The following is a 17,651-nucleotide window of genomic DNA, read 5'->3' as shown; positions in this document are numbered from 1 at the left end:
GGCAACAGTGGAGCCGCAGGAAAGAGAGGCCTAACTCTGGGAGTCCGGCCTCTCGCGCTGCGGACTTCACCCGGCCCGCGTATTCACTTGTGCGCTGGTTCCTCCAGAGTACGCCACGCGGGTCACAGGAGTGTCACACCTGAGTGAAGTCGTTCTTCACGCTTGACCTTCATGTGTCGCGCGGCGCGGCGCCCTGTATGCCAGCCTGCACGAAGCGGTCCAGGGTCTCGGCCAGTGCGCCGGTCTGCTCGGCGGTCAGGTTCGCGGTGATGGCGTGCGTGGCGGTGGCCTGGAGCAGCAGCGTCAGGCAGGTCAGCAGGTACGGCACGCGGGCGCGGCCTGCGGGGGGGCTCACGTGCTGGTGCAGGCGCGTTTCCAGGTCCCGGAAGACCGCCAGTCGGCGTTCGGTGAAGGCGGGGCCGCTGCCGCTCTGAAGCAGGGTCAGCAGGGGCCGTTCCTGGATGAGCTGGCCCAGGATGGTGGCGAAGGGGCGGGGCTGCTCGTGCAGGTCGCGCAGCAAAGGCGCCAGTCGCTCCTCGAATTCGGAGAGGCGCTGGTCGAGCAGTTCGGCGAGGATGTCGGCGGTGGACGTGAAGTAGGCGTACACGGTGGGCCGGGAGATGCCGAGGTGCGCGGCGATGTCGCCCATGCTGATGGCCTCGAAGCCCTGGTGGGTGAAGAGGTCCTCGCTGCCGTCCAGGATCTGCTGGCGGCGGTCGGCCGAGGGAAGTCGGCGTCGCTGGGTGGGGGAGACGGGACCGGACATGCCCGCAGTATACCTCACTGATGACATTATGTCACTTGACATAGTGTCGGTAAAGTTCCAGACTGTGCACAGTTGACGAACCGTCAGAAACCCGCTCCCCCGAGGTACCCATGACCCAACCCCGCCCCCCCCAACTCAGCCTCAAAGACAGCTACCGCGCCCTGACCCCCGCCGAACGCAGCCTGTGGCGCTACCCCATCATGTGGGCCGCCGCGCTGGCCTTCCTGTTCATTCCCATCACCTACGTCGGCGTGTACCTCATGAGCGTCTGGGACCCTGCCGGGAACCTCGACCAGCTGCCCGCCGCGCTCGTGAACCTCGACCAGGGCACCGTGTCACGCGGCAAGACCGTGAATGTGGGCCGCGACCTTGTCAAGGAACTCCGGGACGATCCCCCGGTGAACTTCCGCACCTACCCCAGCGTGGCCGCCGCCCAGCAGGCCGTCCGCGACGGCGACGTGTACTTCGCCCTGACCATCCCCGCCGACTTCAGCCAGAAAGCCGTGGCGGGCAGCAGCAGCCAGCACGGCCTGCTCCAGCTGTACCGCGCGCCGGGCCTGAACTACTACGCCAGCACCGTCGCCGACCGCGTGGCAGGCACCATCGCCACCAACCTGAACGCCACACTCGGCGAGAACCGCTGGGACGTCGTGCAGACCAGCCTGAAAGACGTACAGGACGGCTTTGCGGACATCCGCGACGCCACCGGCAAGCTCGCTGACGGCGCCCAGAGCCTCACCGACGGCACCCGCAAGCTGAACACCGGCGCGGGCGACCTCCAGACCGGCGCGGGCAAACTCGCCGGTGGCGCGGACAAACTGGCCGACGGCGCCGGAACCCTCAGCGGCGGCGTCACGCGCCTGACCGGCGGCGTCACCCAGCTCAGCAGTGGCCTGCGGCAGCTCGAACAGGCCGCCCCAGGCAAGCAGCAACTGCAACCCCTGCGCGACGGCGCCGCGAAACTCACCGCCGGCGCGACCAGTCTGAGCGGCGGCCTGAACAAACTCGCCGCCGGGGGCGACCAGCTCGCCGCAGGCGCCGGGAAACTGAACGCCGGAGCTGCCCAGGTCGCGGGCGGGAACGCCCAGCTGGCCACGCAACTCCCGCAGCTCGCGGGCGGCCTGGGAGAACTGAACAAGGGCGCCCAGCAGCTCAGCGGCGGCGCCGCGCAACTGCGCAGTGGCGTCGCCAGCGGCCTGAAACCCGCCGTGGACGGCGCCGCGCAGCTCCAGGCGGGCGCGCAGAAACTGAGTGGCGGCCTGGGGCAGGCCCGCGCGGGGGCGCAGAAGGCCGCCGACGGCGCCGGTCAGCTCGCCGCTGGCCTGCCGAAACTGGGGGCGAGCCTCGGGCAGCTCCAGACCGGCGCGCAGACCCTCGCCAGCGGCGCCGGGCAGCTGAGCACCGCCGTGAAAGGCACGCCCGCCGCCCCCGGCGCGGCCAACCTCCAGACCGGCGCCACGCAGCTCGCAGGCGGACTGGGTCAGGCGCAGGCGGCCGCGCAGACCGCGGGCAGCGGCGCCCAGGCCCTTGCCACGCAGCTTCCCGGACTCGTGAGCGGCTTGGGGGACCTCCAGACCGGCGCGAACCAGCTTCAGGCGGGTGCCGACAAGTTGCAGGCGGGCCTGACCAGCGGCAGCAAGAGTCTTCAGGATGGCGCCGCGCAGGTGCAGAGTGGCGCCCAGAAACTCGTGCAGGGCGCCGCCAGCGCTCAGGCCGGGGCGCAGAAGGCCGTGACCGGCGCGCAGCAGCTCGCGCAGGGCAGCAAGCAGGTGCAGACCGGCGCCCAGAGTCTCCAGAGTGGCGCAAAGTCCCTCGCGGACAACACCCGCAAGGCCGCGCAGGGCGCCCAGAGCCTCGCGGGCGGCGCGAAAGACCTCCAGGCGGGCGTGAACACCCTCGCCGACGGCAACGAGAAGATCAAGGGCGCGCTGGGCCAGATCACCTCGAACCTCCCCGCCCAGAAGGACCTGAACAGCCTCAACAGCGGCGGCAAGACCCTCGCCAGCAGCGCCCGTCAGCTCGCGGACGGCGCCGCCAGCCTCCAGGACGGCACCCGCACCCTAAAAAACGGCACCGGTGACCTGCTGAGCGGCGCGCAGAAACTCACCGACGGCCTGAACGAACTGCACGACAAGATCCCTGCTGACATCGAGCAGCTGGGCGGCGATCCCACCGGCCTCGCCGAGAGCGTGCAGGTGCGCACCACCAACTTCGCGGACGTCCCCAACAACGGCAACGCCTTCGCGCCGTACTTCATCGCGCTGGCCCTGTGGGTGGGCGCCACCATGACCACCTTCATCTTCCCGTATCTGCTGCTGCCCGAGAGTGGCCGCCAGTCCCGGCAGGCCGCCCGCGTGGCCCGCAAGCTCACGCAGCCGCTGCTGCTCGTGCTGGGGCAGGCGCTGATCGTCGTGCTCGGCGTGCGCCTGATGGGCGTGCAGTTCGGCAACCCCGCCCAGGTCGTCCTGACCACCGTGGCGGGCAGCGTGACCTTCCTGCTCGTGATCCTGGCCCTGAACCTCCTGATCGGGCCGGCCGGGCGCATCCTGGCGCTCGTGCTGCTCATCGTGCAGCTCGCCGCGAGCGGCGGCAGCTACCCCGTGGAGCTCAGCTCGCCGTTCTTCCAGGCGCTGCACACATTCATTCCCGTCACCGACGTGATCAACGCGCTGCGGCACGCCATGTTCGGCGCGTTCGAGGGCCAGTACTGGACCTTCATGGGCCGCATGGGCGCCGTGGCGCTGGTCAGCCTGACTGTGGCGCTGCTCAGCCGCCGCCGCTGGGTGTACACCGAGGACACCAACTTCCGCTCGCCGATCATCACTGACGTCGGCTGACCCGCCACACGAACCGGCCCCCACCTCTGGTTTGAGGATGGGGGCCGATGTTCGTCCGGGTTCAGGTCGCGGCGGCGCGGCGGGTGTCCGGCACATTCCGGATCAGGATCACGCCCAGGATGAAGCACACGGCAGCAATACCGAACACCAGCGTGTACCCCAGGTTCCCGCCCTGCGCGTTCCCCCAGTCCAGCAGCGCACCCTGCGGGGCACTGCTCATCTGCGGCGCGACGAACGCCACGTGCCAGATGCCCATGTCCCGCGCGTAGCTGCTCTGGCTGGGCATCGCGTCACTGCCCAGCGCCCAGTCCACACTGGTGAACGCCCCGAAGCCCAGCCCGAACGCCCCGGCCAGCGCCAGCGCCGCCCCGAACGACGGCGCGACCAGCAGCAGCAGCGCCGCCGCGGCCATCAGCGTGCCCGCCACGTAGATGACGGGTTTGCGACCCACCCGGTCACTGATCCGCCCGCCCAGACTGGCCGACGCGATGCTGCCCACGATGATGCACAGCAGCATGACGCTGGTGCTCGTGCCCGCGTCCGACTGGCGCAGCACGTCCTTGTTGTAGTACTGCAAGAAGGGCTGCACGCTGTACTGCCCCAGCGAGAACAGCACGCGGGTCACGAACACCCACAGGAACGGCTGGTGCGCGAACAGCTGCCGCCACGACATCGTGGGCCCGCCCGCCGGGCGAGTGACCACTGTGTCCGGCTCCGGCACGCCGCGCAGCGTCACCAGCGCCGGGCCGATCAGCAGCAGGGCGATCAGCACGAACGACACCAGCACCGGCAGCTTCAGCAGGCCGACCACCACGGCCGAGACCGCGCCCAGCAGCTGCCCCAGCGCCTGCAGCATCGCCATGACGCCGCTGTAGCGACCCCGCTCGCCCGGCGCGACCAGTTCCGGAATGAGCGCCGAATAGGGCGCCGTGGCGAAGTTGTTCCCGAACTGCACCAGCAGGAAGCCCAGCAGGTACACCCAGAAGCCCGCCATGCCGCCCAGCGCAGACGCCGCCAGCGCCATCACCGCCAGCCCCATAAGGTTCACGATCAGGCCCATCCTTAGGTACGGGAGCCGCTTGCCGGTCCGGTCGCTGTGCGCGCCCACCAGCGGCGGCAGCACCAGGGCCATCACCGCGCCGATGCCCGCCAGCAGGCCCAGGAACGTGCCCTTGCGGTCCTCGCCCACGAACGTCACGACGTTCTCGGGCATCAGGATCAGCAGCAGCAGCAGCCAGTGGAACGCCGAACCGAACCAGAAGGCGGACAGCACCCAGGGACTCACCCGGGGGCGCGAAGACGAGGCAGGGGTCATGTGCGGCGAGTATACGTGCGCCCGCCGCGCCCCGCCGCCTAAACGCCCTCCGGCAGCGCGTCCCAGTACGCCTGAAGATCCGGGGCCAGGGGCACCTCGGCGACCACCTGCGCCCCCGCCCACGGGAACGCCACGCGCGCCGCGTGCAGCGCCTGCCGCGCCAGCCCCAGCCGCGCCGTCAGTTCCGGCGTCTGCCCCTCTTCCATGAAGCGCAGGAACACGCCCGGGTCCCGCCCGTAGATCTTGTCCCCCACCATCGGCAGGCCCAGGTGCGAGAGGTGCGCCCGGATCTGATGCAGCCGCCCCGAGCGGGGATACGCCTCGATCAGGGCGTGTCCGGCGCGGCGCGCCACCACCCGGAAGTCCGTCACGGCGGGCCGCCCGTCCGGCACAACCCCCTGCCGGATCGCGATGCGGTTCGCGCCGCCCAGCCCCAGATCCCCCAGCGGGGCGTCCAGCGTGCGCCGCTCCCAGTCCGGCGAGCCGTGAACGAGCGCGAGGTACGTCTTACCGACCAGATGCGTCTTGAACAGCGTAAAGAACCGCTGCGCCGCCTCCCGGTCCCGCGACAGAACCTGCGCGCCGCTCGTCTCGCGGTCCAGCCGGTGCGGAGGCGCCAGGTCCGCCTCGCCCGTCTCGCGCTGCATGAACGTCAGCAGGTCCGGCACGTCCACCCGCGCCCGCACCGGATGCGTCAGCCACAGCGCGGGCTTGTGCACCACGAAGAAATCCGGGTGCTCCAGGATGATGCGGGGCTTCTCGGTGGGCGGCAGCAGGGGCGCGCGGGCGGTCACAGTTCCCACACGCTGGCGTAATCCCGGCCCCGGAGGCGCGCCGAGAGGTCCACCCCGCGGTCCACCGTCCGGTTCAATCGCTCGCGCAGCCAGTCGCCCGGCACGCCCGGCGCGGCCCAGTGCGCGGACGTCGCGTACACAAAGTGCGGGTTCACCATGCAGCGGAAATCTACCATCAGCCCGAACGCGAACGCCCCATGACTCAGGTACCCATGATCCAGTCCGCCGGACACCAGGAACGTCACGGGCCGGTCGAACCACGCGCCGTGCAGGCCGCGCGCCGCGTCGCTGCTGCCGGTCAGTTCCACCAGCGCCTTCACGCCCGAGCCCAGCCCCCAGTTGTACACGGGCACACCCAGGAACACGCCGTCCGCCTCACGGATGGCGCGGTGGTACACCTCCGCGTGCGGGTGCGCGTAGCAGCCCTGCGGGCCCTGGTCGTTGTCGAAGGGCGGCAGGGGCGTGGCGCGCAGGTCGACGTGCGTCACCTCGTGCCCCTGCCCGCGCAGCTGCGCGGCAGTCAGGTCGCACAGCCACGCGCTGCGGCTGTCCGGATCAAGGCTGGTGGAAAGGACGGCGAACTTCACCCGGACAGGGTAGCGCGCCGCCCCAGGTGACCTACTGGGCGGTGGTGTGAACCGCGCCGCCCTCGCTCACGACCACCCGGGTGGGCAGGTCATGCAGGTCGTCCAGGGCCACCTCGGCGCCACTGACCTGCACTGTTGCCTGCTGTCCATCCACCGGGACCCGCCACGACTGGTGCGGCCACAGCCGCGCCCGCTCCACGCACCCGGCCGGGCCGCACACCCGCAGGCCCGACAGCACCTCGCCACTGCGGTTGACGACCTCCACGCCGCCCGCCACGCCGAACAGCAGCCACGCCCACGCCACCAGTGTCCCCAGGCCCAGCAGGCCGCCCGCCACCGACCAGGCAGGGGAGGGGGCGGCAGGCCGGGTGCGGGCGGTGGGCGCGGGCGCGTTCATACCTTCAGTGTGCCCCGGAAGTGTCCTGGAGGCATCAGCCGTTTGGTGCAGGTGTCACGATCCGCTGGACGGTTCGGCGTCCGTGACCGTCAGCGGCACTACCCCGGTGAACAGGCGCGGCCACGCCAGGTGCGGTGTTCCCAGCTCCAGTCGCAGGCCACGCCCCACGAAGTGCGCGTCCCACACGGTCTGCACGCGCGGCGGCATCAGCTCTTGCAGGGCCGACTCGGCCTCTGCGCGCTGCGCACCCAGGTCAAAGGGGCTGGGACTGCCCAGCCGCTCGCGGATCAGCGTGCGCACCTCCGCCTGGTACAGCACGTCGTCCGCAATCCGGGACAGCAGCGCGCCCGCCTGCGCCGCCCGGTCGGTCACGAGGGGCGCGAGCTTCCCGAACGCCACCGCTGAGCCCAACGTGTTCCCCGCCGTGTTCCAGGCGCTGAAGCCCGCCAGGTCCGCCAATGGGAGCGTCTGCATCAGCGTCCACAGCCGCCGCTCGGCGCCGTTCGGGTACGCGATGTCCGCCACGCTCACGACCCGCCCGGCCCGCAGGTCCGCGCGCAGGGCGTCCACGAACGCCGGGAGGTGCCGGTGCGGCGTGTCCACCGCCGCGAAGTCCGGCTGCCGGTGCGCCTGCCGCGTGCCGGGCGTGTTCACCGCCAGCACGAACGCCGCCTCCTGCGGGCTGTCCGCCAGCCGGCATCCGGCCGCGCGCAGGTGCGCCCGCACGAGTTCCCCCGCCGGGCGGTCCTCGTACAGCAGCTCGGCGCCCGCGCCGCCCAGCCCGCTGAACCGCACCCACACCGGCACCTCCTCCGGGCGCAGCGCGCGGGCCAGCAGCGCGCACGGCACCTCGTCTGCGCCCGGGTACACGTCCAGGCGGTCCCACACGCCCAGTTCGTCCGCGCGGGCTTCCAGCAGGCGGCGGTCGAAGGCTGCCAGTCCGTACGGCGTGGTGTCGTCCAGGGTGAGGCACAGGTGACTCAGCACGCCCTCTGCGAGCAGGTCCAGCGCCGCCAGATGCAGGGTCCGGTTGCGCTCGCGGGTGCCCACCCAGTCCGCCAGGATGTCCGACGGGACCGCCGCGCGGGCTGCGTCCAGCCCTGCGCGTTCCGCCTCGCCGTGGCGCGCGTGGCGGTCGAACGCCGTCGAGTACGCCCGCAGCTCGCGGCCCCACTCGCCGTAGTACGCCTTCTCCTCGTGCGGGTCGTTGTCATGCGCGACCCGCACGATCACCCCGAACGCAGAGATGCGCAGCGCCGGGTTCGTCGCCTTCAGCTCGCGCAGCAGTGCCAGCCGTTCCAGCGCGCCCGCCAGCGGGTCGGACACCCGCCGCGCCGGAATCATCCCGCCCAGGCACAGCGTTTCCAGGCAGACCACCAGCACGTCCGCGTCCCCCGCCCCGGACCGCAGCCACGCCGCGAGCGTCCCGGTGTCGCCCGGCGTGAAGAAGTCCGGCAGCGCCTCGGGTGGCGGCACGCGGACCCGCGCGCCGGTCATGCGGCCCAGCCCCACCGGCAGGTCCAGGGTGGGCGGGCGGGTATCAGGAGGAACGAGCAGCACGCGGGGACCCGGGAGCGGCTGCGACTCCCGGACGTCCGGACCAGCACCGGACCCCCATCCAGCTCCGCCGGATTCCGGCCCGGCGCTGCACGCTCCGGTCAGGTTGGGCTGCGGTTCACGGTCAGGCTCAGTCATCCGCCCGAGGCTAGCAGGGCAGACCCGACCGGAGGAACGCCAGCGTGTCATCCCGCATCCTCACGCTGGTGTAGTGGCCGACGCCAGGGTAGATGGCCTCGCGGAAGGCCATCGGCTGGCCCGCCCCTGCGCGGGCCGCGCGGTAGGCAGCGGCCGTGGGCGCGTGATGCTCCGCAACCGGGAAGACCGGATCAGCCCCGCCACTGCCGAGGAACAGGGGGACCGGTGAGGCGTCGGCCGCGTGTTCCAGTGGCCGGTGCGCGTCCAGGAAGGCGTCCAGGTCAGGGCGGCGCACCTCCGGCTCTCGCCACACGCCGGAGGTGATCAGGGCCGCTGCGCGCGCCACCCTCGCCTCCGTGCGCGCCAGGGTCTGACTCACGTACCCGCCCATGCTGGAGCCCACCACCCACACCGGCACCGGCCCGAACAGCTCCTGCGCGGCGTCAAGGAGCGCCGGGGCCTCCGCGACCGTGCGGCGCACGCTCTCCCACACGTACTCTCGCGCGTTCAGGCCCGGCGGAGTGTCGGCCAGCCGCTCGCCGTGCAGCGCGCCGTCCGGCAGGACCACCGCCACTCCCTGCGGGGCGAGCGCAGCGTACACGCCCAGCTTTCCCTCTTTCGTCGCCCACGCGCCGTGGTACACGACGCAGATGGCCTGCACCGCCCGCTCCGGCGCGGGGCGCTCGATCAGGCAGGGCACGCCCGCCAGCACGCGCCGCTCCACGCTGTACGGCTCGCCCCCCACCAGCGGCGTGGCGTGCGGGTCGTCCGGGTGGACCGCGCGGGTCACGACGGGACGTCCAGGCGGGTCGGCGTGCCGTCCGGGGACCAGACCCACACGTCCGGGTTGCGCAGCGCCGCCCAGGCCCCGAAATCCAGGCCCAGCAGCAGCGCCAGGAGGTTGCCGTGAGTGACGATCACCGTCACGCCCGCAGGATCGCGGTGAGCGTCCAGAGCCGCCCGGCCCCGCGCGCGGGCGGCCAGGCCGGACTCGCCGCCCGGCAGGGTCAGCGTGTCATCCGCGAAACTGTCCCGCAGGCGATCCGGCCAGTCAGCGCGGGGCTCACCACTCAGCACCCGTTCAGTCAGGCGGTCATCGGGCGTGACCGGCAGGCCCAGCGCTGCCGCCAGTGGGGCCGCCGTATCCACGGCCCGGCGCCACGGGCTGCTGACGATCCGCGTCACACCCAGCCCGCGCAGCGCAGGCACCAGCGCGGCCGCGCCCGCATGCCCCTCCACGGTCAGGTCCGCCCCGGGTTCCTGCCCGGCCGCGCGGGCGTGCCGCACCAGCAGCAGCGTGCCCGGCGGCAGGCGCGTGATGGTCACGCGAATTCCAGCAGCATGCGGTGCGCCAGGCCCCGCCCGGACGCCCGCTGCCACGCCACGCGCGTATCCCCGGCCGTGATGGCCGCCATGAACCGCTCGTCGCGCGCCAGGGTCGTCAGCACCCAGTAGTCCCCCCAGACCTCCACGCCCCAGGCGTCCACCATCGCCCGCGACGCCGTCTCCCAGACCGGCTCGCTCAGGTGCTCCAGCGGCGCGATGAAATGCAGCTCACCGTCCGTGCCGGGCGTCCGGGCCACCTCGCGGCGGTACTCGGCCCGCTCGCGGCCACTCATGCGCTCCCACACCCCCGCCTCGCAGAAATGCGCCGGGAACGCACTGAACGTGTCGCGGCAGCGGGTGGGCCGCGCCTCGTACCGGCTGCACCCGCCGGTCTCCCGGTCCAGGATCGGGCAGAACCCCACCTCCAGCCGGTGGCGCTGCACGTACTCGTCGTCACTGCGGGCCGTGCGGGCGTTCGCAATCGCGGCGCGGGCGTGCGCCTCCACAGCCGCTGCCAGCGCGTCATCCAGCTCGGCGGCCATGACCAGCGCCTCGGCCAGACTCACGCGGATCGGCATGTTGCAGCACGCCACGCACCCTGCCGCGCAGTACACCCGCCCGCCCTTGCGCGCGTACCGGTCCATCCACTCGCCCGCCCGCTGACCGTAACGCTCATAGGCGCGCTGCACGGCCCGCATCACGGCTGGCGTCCCACCCTGCCCCTCGTCCCTCATGCCGCGCAGGGTAAAGCATCCGCTCCTGACGCGCCGCAACCGCGCTCACCGCCCGCCGTGCGTATACTGACCGCAACGTGTTCAGGCGTCCCCGCACTCCACAGACCCCGACCGGCACTCCAGACCCGCGCAAGACCGGGATTCACCAGGAGCCGCTCGACCCGACACGCGTGCTGGCGGACCTCGTGGCCCGCCCCACGCAGGAAGGCGTGCTGGAAGGCGCGCTGTCGTACGCCGCGCACCTGATGGGAGGCGCCGTGCAGGGCTACGCCGTGATCCGGCGCGGGCAGGACCGTGTGGCCGCCGTGTTCGGCGCGTACCCCAAGAGCCTCCTGGGCCTCGCCCTGACCGGCCCGTGGGCGCAGATGCGCTCCCGCGTGGTGCCCGACGGCAGCCGCGAACTGTTCGAAACGAACGGCCCGGACATCACCGCGCAGCTCGAAGAGGCGGGCCTGCGGGGCGCGCAGATCAGCCTGGTCGTCCCCCTGAGCGTGCGGGGCCGCCACCTGGGCGCCCTGATCCTCGACCGCGCCTCGCCCGAGGGGATCACGCCCGCCACGCAGGAGGCCGTCACCAAGTGGGCCGCCGCGGTCGCCCCCGTCCTGAGCATCCTGGAGGGCCGCGAGGAGTGGAAGCAGGCGTCCCGGCAGCTGACCGGCGCGCTGGTCGAAGCGGTGGAAAGTCAGGATTTCGACTCGCTGGGCCATGCACAGGCCGTCACGGACGTCAGCCTGAAACTGGGCCGCGCCGTGGGCCTCACCGAGCGAGAACTGGAGGAGCTGTGGTTCGCGTCCATGCTGCACGACATCGGCAAGATCCACGGCGAGCAGGGTCACGCGCAGGTCGGCGCGAACTTCCTGCACGGCGTGCCCCACCTGAGTGAGGCGCAGAAGGCCATCCGGCACCACCACGAACGCGTGGACGGGCAGGGCGAACCCGAGCGGCTGAGCGGCGACGACATTCCCCTGTACGCCCGCATCCTGGCCGTCTCGAACGCCTTCGTGAGGCTGGGCGGCATGGACCGCCTGAGACCCCAGGCGGGCAAGGGCCTCGACGCGCGCCTGGTCGGCATGCTGGAGAAACTTCAGCAGTGAGCGGCGCTGCGAAGGTCGCATGACCCTGCGCCCACCTCACCCCGGCGAGCCGCCCACCCCGCGCTTCCCGGTGCTCGAAGCCCGCTTCGGCCCGCTGACGCCCGTGGACGCCGGAATGCAGAGCCGCGTGTACGCCACCGAGGACCGCCAGACCGTCATCAAGGTGTACCGCAACCACCAGGGTGAGCACTGCGTGGAGGCCGAGAACATGCGCCGCGCGGGCATGGGCGACCGCGTAATTGACGCGCTGGAGGTGGACGGCATCGAGGCGCTGATCATGCGCCGCTTCGACGGGCACCCCCTGCGCGCGCCGGACGTGCCCCGCGCCCTGCCGCAACTGCGCGACCGCCTGCGCGCCCTGCACCTCACCACCGACCGGCGCGTGAACCTGCGGCGCGTGCAGGACCGCCTGCGCCGCTTCCGCAGCGCCCTGGCCGCCTACCCCCTGGACGACCTGTTCGACGCGGTCGAGATTCCCCTGGACCGCGGCCTGCTGGACCAGCCTGCCGCGTTCTGCCACCTAGACCTGTGGCACGACAACATCCTGATCAGCGAACCCCACGGCGAGGTGCTGATCATCGACTGGACGAAAGCCGACTGGGACGACCCGCTGCGCGACCTCGCGCTGCTCAAGACCGGCACCCTTGACCTCCTCGCACCCGACGAGAGCCTTCAGGCGGCCCTGAGCTTCCTGCCTGACCGGGCGCCCGCGACCCTGACCCGCTACCGCGCGTACCTCGCCATGACCACCCTGCACGACCTGTACTGGTTCCTGATGAACGAACCGTACGAGTTCGAGGGTCAGCGCGACCAGAAAGTGCCGCGCGCCCGCCACGCCCTGGCCCGCCTGCCCGGCTGAGCCGCGCCCGCAGGGCCGGACGCCCCTCGGGGGGCAGGGTATGGTGGACGCATGGTTACTGTCGTTACCCATCCCCTCGTTCAGCACAAACTCTCGGTCATGCGTGACGTGCGCACCGGCGTCAAGGAATTCCGCGAACTGGCCAGCGAGGTCAGCCTGCTCCTGGCCTACGAGGCCATGCGTGACCTTGAAGTCACCCAGGAGGAGCTCACCACGCCCATCACCACCGCCGAGTTCCCCATGCTCAGCGGGAAGAAGCTGGCGCTGGTGGCCATCCTGCGCGCCGGGCTGATCATGACCGACTCCATCGTGCAGCTCGTGCCCGCCGCGAAAGTCGGGCACATCGGGCTGTACCGCGACCCGCAGACCCTGGAACCCGTCGCGTACTACAACAAGCTCCCCACCGACATCGCCGAGCGCCGCGTGTTCCTCACCGATCCCATGCTCGCCACCGGCGGCAGTGCCAGCGCCGCCATTGCCAGCCTGAAGGAGGCCGGCGCCACCACCATCAAGCTCATGTGCATCCTCGCCGCGCCCGAGGGGGTCGCCGTGATCGAACGCGACCACCCGGACGTGGAGATCGTCGTGGCCGCGCTGGACTCGCACCTGAACGACCACGGGTACATCGTCCCCGGCCTGGGTGACGCCGGCGACCGCATCTACGGCACCAAGTAAAGCGCAGGGCAGAACGCTCGTTTTTAGACAACCTGCCCGCCCCGCCTGCACGGCCCCGTACGCTGAGCCCATGACCGCGTTCAGCCTTCTTCTTACCCGTCCTCCGGTGGAGTGAACGGCGCAGAAGATGCATGCCTGAACCCCCGGAGGAATCACCCTCCGGGGTTTTTTATGGCCCTCACATCCCCACCCCGTGATTCAGGAGCTCCCATGACCACCGACACCAACCGCATCCGCATCTTCGACACCACCCTGCGCGACGGCGAGCAGAGCCCCGGCGTGGCCCTGAACCACACGCAGAAACTGGAGATCGCCCACCAGCTCGCCCGCATGGGCGTGGACGTCATCGAGGCCGGGTTCCCCATCGCCAGCCCCGGTGACCTGGAAGGTGTGAGCCGCATCGCCCGCGAGGTCCGCGGCCCGATCATCACCGGTCTGGCCCGCGCCGCCCGCCCCGACATCGAGGCCGCCGCGAAAGCCGTCGAGGCCGCCGAGAAACCCCGCATCCACACCTTCATTGCCACCAGCCCCATCCACATGGCGAAGAAACTTCAGCTGGAACCCGACGCGGTCGTCGAGCGCGCCATCCAGGCCGTCACCTACGCCCGCTCCTTCGTGGACGACGTGGAATTCAGCGCCGAGGACGCCACCCGCAGCGACACCGCCTTCCTGATCCGCATCTTCCAGGCAGCTGTGGAGGCCGGGGCGACCACCATTAACATCCCCGACACCGTCGGCTACACCACGCCCGAGGAGATCCGCGCGCTGTTCGCCGAGATCCGCGCCGCGCTGCCCGCCCACGTCATCCTCAGCGCCCACTGCCACGACGACCTGGGCATGGCGGTCGCGAACTCCATCGCCGCCGCGCAGGGCGGCGCGCGGCAGATCGAGTGCACCATCAACGGCATCGGCGAGCGCGCCGGGAACGCCAGCCTGGAAGAACTCGTCATGGCCTTCCACACCCGCCGCGACCACTACGGCTTCGAGACCGGCATCCGCACCCGCGAGCTGTACCGCGCCAGCCGCATGGTCAGCCGTCTGAGCGGCATGCCCGTCCAGCCCAACAAGGCCATCGTCGGGGACAACGCCTTCGCGCACGAGAGCGGCATCCACCAGGACGGCGTCATCAAGGCCCGCGAGACGTACGAGATCATGAACGCCGAACTCGTCGGCCGCGAAGCCGCCGTGCTCGTCATGGGCAAACACAGTGGCCGCGCCGCGTTCCGCAAGGCCCTGAACGACCTGGGCTACACCGACCTGACCGACGACAAGGTCCAGCACCTGTTCGGCCGCTTCAAGGACCTCGCCGACCGCAAGGGCCAGATCTACGCCGACGACCTGCGCGCCCTCGTCGAGGCCCGCAGCGACGTCCCGCAGACCTTCACGCTGGAAGGGTTCCAGATCACCAGCGGCATGAACATGACCCCCGTGGCGTTCGTGCGGCTCCAGACGCCAGACGGCGCCGTCGAGGCCACCGCGCACGGCGACGGGCCCGTCGAGGCCGCGTTCCAGGCCATCAACCGCATCACCGGCCTGAACCCCGAACTGGAAAGCTACCGCATCCAGGCCGTCACCAAGGGCGGCGACGCGCTGGGCGAGGTGAACATCGGCGCCCGCCACGGCGAGACCACCCTGCACGGCAGCGGCGTCGCCACCGACGTCGTCGAGGCCAGCGCCCGCGCCTGGGTCCGCATTCACAACATGGTCGTTGCGGGCCTGGGGACCGAGCGCCGCCAGGGTGAATTCGCCCCCGGCCGCATCTGAACAGCCCGGCGGCTGCCGACGCGCGGCTGATGAACGGGGAGGTCGGGCGTACCGGCCTCCCCAGGCCCACTGGAGGACACATGATTCTGGAAATCGCCCTGCTTCAGATCCGCCCCGGCCAGACCGGCGCGTTCGAGGTGGCCTTCACGCAGGCTCAGCACCTCATCTCGGGGATGCGCGGGTACGTCCGGCACGAGCTCCAGCGCTGTCTGGAGGACGACCACCGCTACGCCCTGCTGGTCTGGTGGGAGACGCTGGAGGCTCACACCGTGGGCTTCCGGGGCAGCGCGGAGTACCAGGACTGGCGCGGGCTCCTGCATCATTTCTACGACCCGTTCCCGACCGTGGAGCACTTCACGCGGGTCGAGCTGCCCTGACGCCCTAGAGCAGGGTGGCCAGTTCCGCCTGCTCGTAGTGCCGCTGCATGGCCTGCTGGGCGTGCGTGGGGTCACGCTGCTGGATGGACCGCGCGATCTCAAGGTGCGCCTCGGCGTAGGCGGTCCGGTGGAAGGGATCGGTGTAATGATGCTGGCCCTGCCGGATGGACCGCTCGGTGAGCACGCGGAAGGTCTGGGCGATCACGCTGAACAGCGGATTGCCGGAACTGTCGGCCAGCAGCTCATGGAAGGCCAGGTCCTGCGGCAGGAGGTCCGGCGTGTCCTGCATGGCTGCCGCGGCCGCCAGGAGGGCAGCGGCCTGCGCGTCGCTGCGGCGCAGTGCGGCCAGTGGCGCAGCCTGCAGTTCGGTGGCGCGGCGGAATTCCAGCACGTCCGGAGCGCTCACCTGCCGCGTGTCGAGGACGTGCCGGAACATCGCGGCGATCGGATCGGCATTCAGGGCGGCAACGCGGGGCGCGCGGCCGTTGCGGAGGGTCACGGCGCCCGTGGCAGCCAGCATGCGGTAGCCCTCGCGGACCATGCCGCGGCTGATGCCCAGCGTGGCACTCAGCTGCCCCTCGGAGGGAAGGGGCGCGCCCGGCGGCAGCGCGCCCACCTGAATGAGGCGCTGCACGTGCTGCACGACAGTGGCGGCTCGGTTGTCCGTGGCGGGGGCGGGCACCTGCCCAGCATAGGACCAGCCCGACCTCTTGAACAGGTCTGCCAAACCCTGTTCAATAGGTCATGTCGACACCTCAGGCGGACGTGATTGTCGTGGGCGCCGGACTGGCCGGACTGGTCGCCGCAGCTGAACTGGCCGACGCGGGCCGGTCCGTACTGCTGCTGGATCAGGAAGGGGAGCGGAACCTCGGCGGGCAGGCGTACTGGTCCTTCGGCGGACTGTTCTTCGTGGACAGCCCCGAGCAGCGCCGCCTGGGCATCCGGGACTCGCTGGAACTCGCCCGGCGCGACTGGGAGGTCACCGCCGCCTTCGACCGCCCCGAGGATCACTGGCCCCGGCAGTGGGCGCAGGCTTACCTGCACTTCGCTGCGGGTGAGAAACGCGAGTGGCTGCACCGCCAGGGCATGCGCTGGTTCCCGGCCGTCGGCTGGGCCGAACGCGGCGGAGCCGGGGCCGGGCAGCCCGGCAACAGCGTCCCCCGCTTCCACGTCACCTGGGGCACCGGCCCCGGCGTGCTGGAACCCTTCGAGCGGCGCGTCCGTGAGCACCAGCAGGCCGGGCGGATCACCTTCCACTTCCGGCACCGCGTGCGCACCCTGAACGTCACGGCCGGCACCGTGCACGGCGTGAGCGGGGACGTGCTGGAACCCTCGGACGCCGCGCGGGGCCAGCCCAGCTCCCGCGTGGTGGTCGGGGACTTCACCCTGAACGCCGGGGCGGTCCTCATCACGTCCGGCGGGATCGGCGGGAACCACGAGCTCGTGCGGCGCTTCTGGCCCACCGAGCGGCTCGGGCCCGCACCCGCCGCGCTGCTGTCCGGCGTGCCGCAGCACGTGGACGGCCTACTGCAACAGCAGGTCGCGGCGCAGGGCGCGAACCTCATCAACCCCGACCGCATGTGGCACTACACCGAGGGCCTGCGCAACTGGAATCCCATCTGGCCCGCGCACGCCATCCGCATCCTGCCCGGCCCCAGCAGCCTCTGGCTCGACCCGACCGGCCGCCGCCTGCCGTTCCCGCACATTCCGGGCGCCAGCACCTACGACACGCTGCGGCACATCACCACGCGCGGCTACCCCCACACCTGGTTCCTGCTCAACCGCGCCATCATCAAACGGGAATTCGCCCTGAGCGGCAGTGAGCAGAACCCGGATCTCACCAACCGCGACCTGAAGGCCGTCGCGGGACGCCTGGGGAAGAACGTCGCCCCGGCCCTCCAGGCCTTCCTGGATCACGGCGCGGACTTCGTCGTCCGGGAGACCCTGCCGGACCTCGTGCGCGGCATGAACGACCTGACCGGGCAGCCGCTGGTGGACTACGCCACCGTGGAGCGCGAGGTCCTGGACCGCGACCTTCAGGTCCTGAATCCCGCCGGGAAGGACCCGCAGCTGGCCGTCGTGCGCGGCGCGCGCGCCATCCTCAGCGAGAAACTGATCCGCGTGGCGAAACCCGCCCCGATCCTGGACCCGGGCAGCGGCCCGCTGATCGCCGTGAAACTGAACGTCCTGACCCGCAAGTCCCTGGGCGGCCTGGAAACGAACCTCCAGGGGCAGGTGCTCCGGCCGGGCGGCGAGGTCATTCCTGGCCTGTACGCCGCGGGCGAGGTCGCCGGTTTCGGCGGGGGCGGCTACCACGGCTACCGCGCGCTGGAAGGCACCTTCCTGGGCGGCTGCCTGTTCAGTGGCCGCGCGGCGGGCCGCGCTCTGGCCGGACGATGACCGGGACTGAGGGCCGGGCCGGACGCCCGGG

The 17,651-nt window shown here is 71.4% G+C and carries 17 protein-coding genes; 7 read left to right on the top strand and 10 right to left on the bottom strand.

Translation table 11 applies throughout. From position 1 onward, the window contains the following. Positions 1-169: 169 nt before the first annotated feature. On the bottom strand, positions 170-766 hold the full coding sequence (locus IEY63_RS02680; protein ID WP_189067401.1) for a TetR/AcrR family transcriptional regulator: 597 nt from the start codon (positions 764-766) through the stop codon (positions 170-172). A gap of 110 nt (positions 767-876) precedes the next feature. Here IEY63_RS02680 and IEY63_RS02675 point away from each other — a divergent pair, with 110 nt between their 5' ends. Continuing rightward, on the top strand, positions 877-3,603 hold the full coding sequence (locus IEY63_RS02675; RefSeq protein WP_189067400.1) for a YhgE/Pip domain-containing protein: 2,727 nt from the start codon (positions 877-879) through the stop codon (positions 3,601-3,603). A 61-nt stretch (positions 3,604-3,664) separates the two neighbouring features. Here the strand turns inward: IEY63_RS02675 and IEY63_RS02670 are convergent, their stop codons facing one another. From IEY63_RS02670 to IEY63_RS02635, 8 genes are read right to left on the bottom strand one after another with little or no spacing between them, the layout of a single operon-like run. Beyond that, complete coding sequence (locus IEY63_RS02670) at positions 3,665-4,918, bottom strand: MFS transporter (protein ID WP_189067399.1); 1,254 nt, start codon at positions 4,916-4,918, stop codon at positions 3,665-3,667. 38 nt (positions 4,919-4,956) lie between these two features. After that, positions 4,957-5,712 (bottom strand): RluA family pseudouridine synthase, encoded by a 756-nt coding sequence (locus IEY63_RS02665; protein WP_189067398.1) that lies wholly within the window; start codon positions 5,710-5,712, stop codon positions 4,957-4,959. Further along, positions 5,709-6,299 carry an NADPH-dependent FMN reductase gene (locus tag IEY63_RS02660; protein ID WP_189067397.1) on the bottom strand — a complete coding sequence of 197 codons (591 nt, stop codon included), beginning with the start codon at positions 6,297-6,299 and terminating at the stop codon, positions 5,709-5,711. The genes IEY63_RS02665 and IEY63_RS02660 overlap by 4 nt, the downstream gene beginning before the upstream one ends. A 31-nt stretch (positions 6,300-6,330) precedes the next feature. After that, entirely contained in the window at positions 6,331-6,696 is a 366-nt protein-coding gene (locus IEY63_RS02655; protein WP_189067396.1) for a hypothetical protein, read from the bottom strand. 54 nt (positions 6,697-6,750) lie between these two features. Then, the gene (locus tag IEY63_RS02650; protein ID WP_189067395.1) at positions 6,751-8,391 is read right to left on the bottom strand and encodes a DUF4127 family protein; all 1,641 of its coding nucleotides are present in this window, start codon (positions 8,389-8,391) and stop codon (positions 6,751-6,753) included. A gap of 10 nt (positions 8,392-8,401) precedes the next feature. After that, positions 8,402-9,181 (bottom strand): serine aminopeptidase domain-containing protein, encoded by a 780-nt coding sequence (locus tag IEY63_RS02645; RefSeq protein ID WP_189067394.1) that lies wholly within the window; start codon positions 9,179-9,181, stop codon positions 8,402-8,404. Next, positions 9,178-9,717: a histidine phosphatase family protein gene (locus IEY63_RS02640; protein WP_189067393.1), complete on the bottom strand. Its 540-nt coding sequence runs from the start codon at positions 9,715-9,717 to the stop codon at positions 9,178-9,180. Before IEY63_RS02640 ends, IEY63_RS02645 begins: the two co-directional genes overlap by 4 nt. Next, on the bottom strand, positions 9,714-10,451 hold the full coding sequence (locus IEY63_RS02635) for a YkgJ family cysteine cluster protein (RefSeq protein WP_189067392.1): 738 nt from the start codon (positions 10,449-10,451) through the stop codon (positions 9,714-9,716). The genes IEY63_RS02640 and IEY63_RS02635 overlap by 4 nt, the downstream gene beginning before the upstream one ends. 77 nt (positions 10,452-10,528) lie before the next feature. On the opposite strand from IEY63_RS02635, the gene IEY63_RS02630 reads away from it, so the two are divergent. From IEY63_RS02630 to IEY63_RS02610, 5 genes are all read left to right on the top strand, one after another. Then, positions 10,529-11,545 (top strand): HD-GYP domain-containing protein, encoded by a 1,017-nt coding sequence (locus tag IEY63_RS02630; RefSeq protein ID WP_189067391.1) that lies wholly within the window; start codon positions 10,529-10,531, stop codon positions 11,543-11,545. Between the two features lie 19 nt (positions 11,546-11,564). Further along, positions 11,565-12,404, top strand: a complete 840-nt coding sequence (locus IEY63_RS02625; RefSeq protein ID WP_189067390.1) for a phosphotransferase family protein — start codon at positions 11,565-11,567, stop codon at positions 12,402-12,404. A gap of 51 nt (positions 12,405-12,455) precedes the next feature. Beyond that, positions 12,456-13,079, top strand: a complete 624-nt coding sequence (gene upp / locus IEY63_RS02620; protein WP_189067389.1) for a uracil phosphoribosyltransferase — start codon at positions 12,456-12,458, stop codon at positions 13,077-13,079. A gap of 210 nt (positions 13,080-13,289) precedes the next feature. Beyond that, on the top strand, positions 13,290-14,843 hold the full coding sequence (locus IEY63_RS02615) for a 2-isopropylmalate synthase (protein ID WP_189067388.1): 1,554 nt from the start codon (positions 13,290-13,292) through the stop codon (positions 14,841-14,843). An 80-nt stretch (positions 14,844-14,923) separates the two neighbouring features. After that, on the top strand, positions 14,924-15,220 hold the full coding sequence (locus IEY63_RS02610; RefSeq protein WP_189067387.1) for an antibiotic biosynthesis monooxygenase family protein: 297 nt from the start codon (positions 14,924-14,926) through the stop codon (positions 15,218-15,220). A 4-nt stretch (positions 15,221-15,224) separates the two neighbouring features. Here the strand turns inward: IEY63_RS02610 and IEY63_RS02605 are convergent, their stop codons facing one another. Continuing rightward, positions 15,225-15,902, bottom strand: coding sequence for a FadR/GntR family transcriptional regulator (locus IEY63_RS02605; RefSeq protein ID WP_189067386.1), 678 nt, complete (start codon positions 15,900-15,902; stop codon positions 15,225-15,227). Positions 15,903-15,964: 62 nt separating this feature from the next. Here IEY63_RS02605 and IEY63_RS02600 point away from each other — a divergent pair, with 62 nt between their 5' ends. Further along, positions 15,965-17,620: an FAD-binding dehydrogenase gene (locus tag IEY63_RS02600; protein WP_189067385.1), complete on the top strand. Its 1,656-nt coding sequence runs from the start codon at positions 15,965-15,967 to the stop codon at positions 17,618-17,620. The last annotated feature ends 31 nt before the right edge of the window (positions 17,621-17,651 follow it).

This window comes from Deinococcus radiotolerans, assembly GCF_014647435.1.
GTDB lineage: Bacteria > Deinococcota > Deinococci > Deinococcales > Deinococcaceae > Deinococcus > Deinococcus radiotolerans.
The sequence above is the reverse complement of the archived record's forward strand: the minus strand, read 5'-3'. Positions and strand labels throughout refer to the sequence as shown.

What these genes read in the sequence shown, in the direction of transcription:
- IEY63_RS02680 (WP_189067401.1), bottom strand. Translation starts at nt 766, where the DNA reads ATGTCCGGTCCCGTCTCCCCCACCCAGCGACGCCGACTTCCCTCGGCC.
- IEY63_RS02675 (WP_189067400.1), top strand. Translation starts at nt 877, where the DNA reads ATGACCCAACCCCGCCCCCCCCAACTCAGCCTCAAAGACAGCTACCGC.
- IEY63_RS02670 (WP_189067399.1), bottom strand. Translation starts at nt 4,918, where the DNA reads ATGACCCCTGCCTCGTCTTCGCGCCCCCGGGTGAGTCCCTGGGTGCTG.
- IEY63_RS02655 (WP_189067396.1), bottom strand. Translation starts at nt 6,696, where the DNA reads ATGAACGCGCCCGCGCCCACCGCCCGCACCCGGCCTGCCGCCCCCTCC.
- IEY63_RS02650 (WP_189067395.1), bottom strand. Translation starts at nt 8,391, where the DNA reads ATGACTGAGCCTGACCGTGAACCGCAGCCCAACCTGACCGGAGCGTGC.
- IEY63_RS02635 (WP_189067392.1), bottom strand. Translation starts at nt 10,451, where the DNA reads ATGAGGGACGAGGGGCAGGGTGGGACGCCAGCCGTGATGCGGGCCGTG.
- IEY63_RS02625 (WP_189067390.1), top strand. Translation starts at nt 11,565, where the DNA reads ATGACCCTGCGCCCACCTCACCCCGGCGAGCCGCCCACCCCGCGCTTC.
- upp (WP_189067389.1), top strand. Translation starts at nt 12,456, where the DNA reads ATGGTTACTGTCGTTACCCATCCCCTCGTTCAGCACAAACTCTCGGTC.
- IEY63_RS02615 (WP_189067388.1), top strand. Translation starts at nt 13,290, where the DNA reads ATGACCACCGACACCAACCGCATCCGCATCTTCGACACCACCCTGCGC.
- IEY63_RS02610 (WP_189067387.1), top strand. Translation starts at nt 14,924, where the DNA reads ATGATTCTGGAAATCGCCCTGCTTCAGATCCGCCCCGGCCAGACCGGC.
- IEY63_RS02600 (WP_189067385.1), top strand. Translation starts at nt 15,965, where the DNA reads ATGTCGACACCTCAGGCGGACGTGATTGTCGTGGGCGCCGGACTGGCC.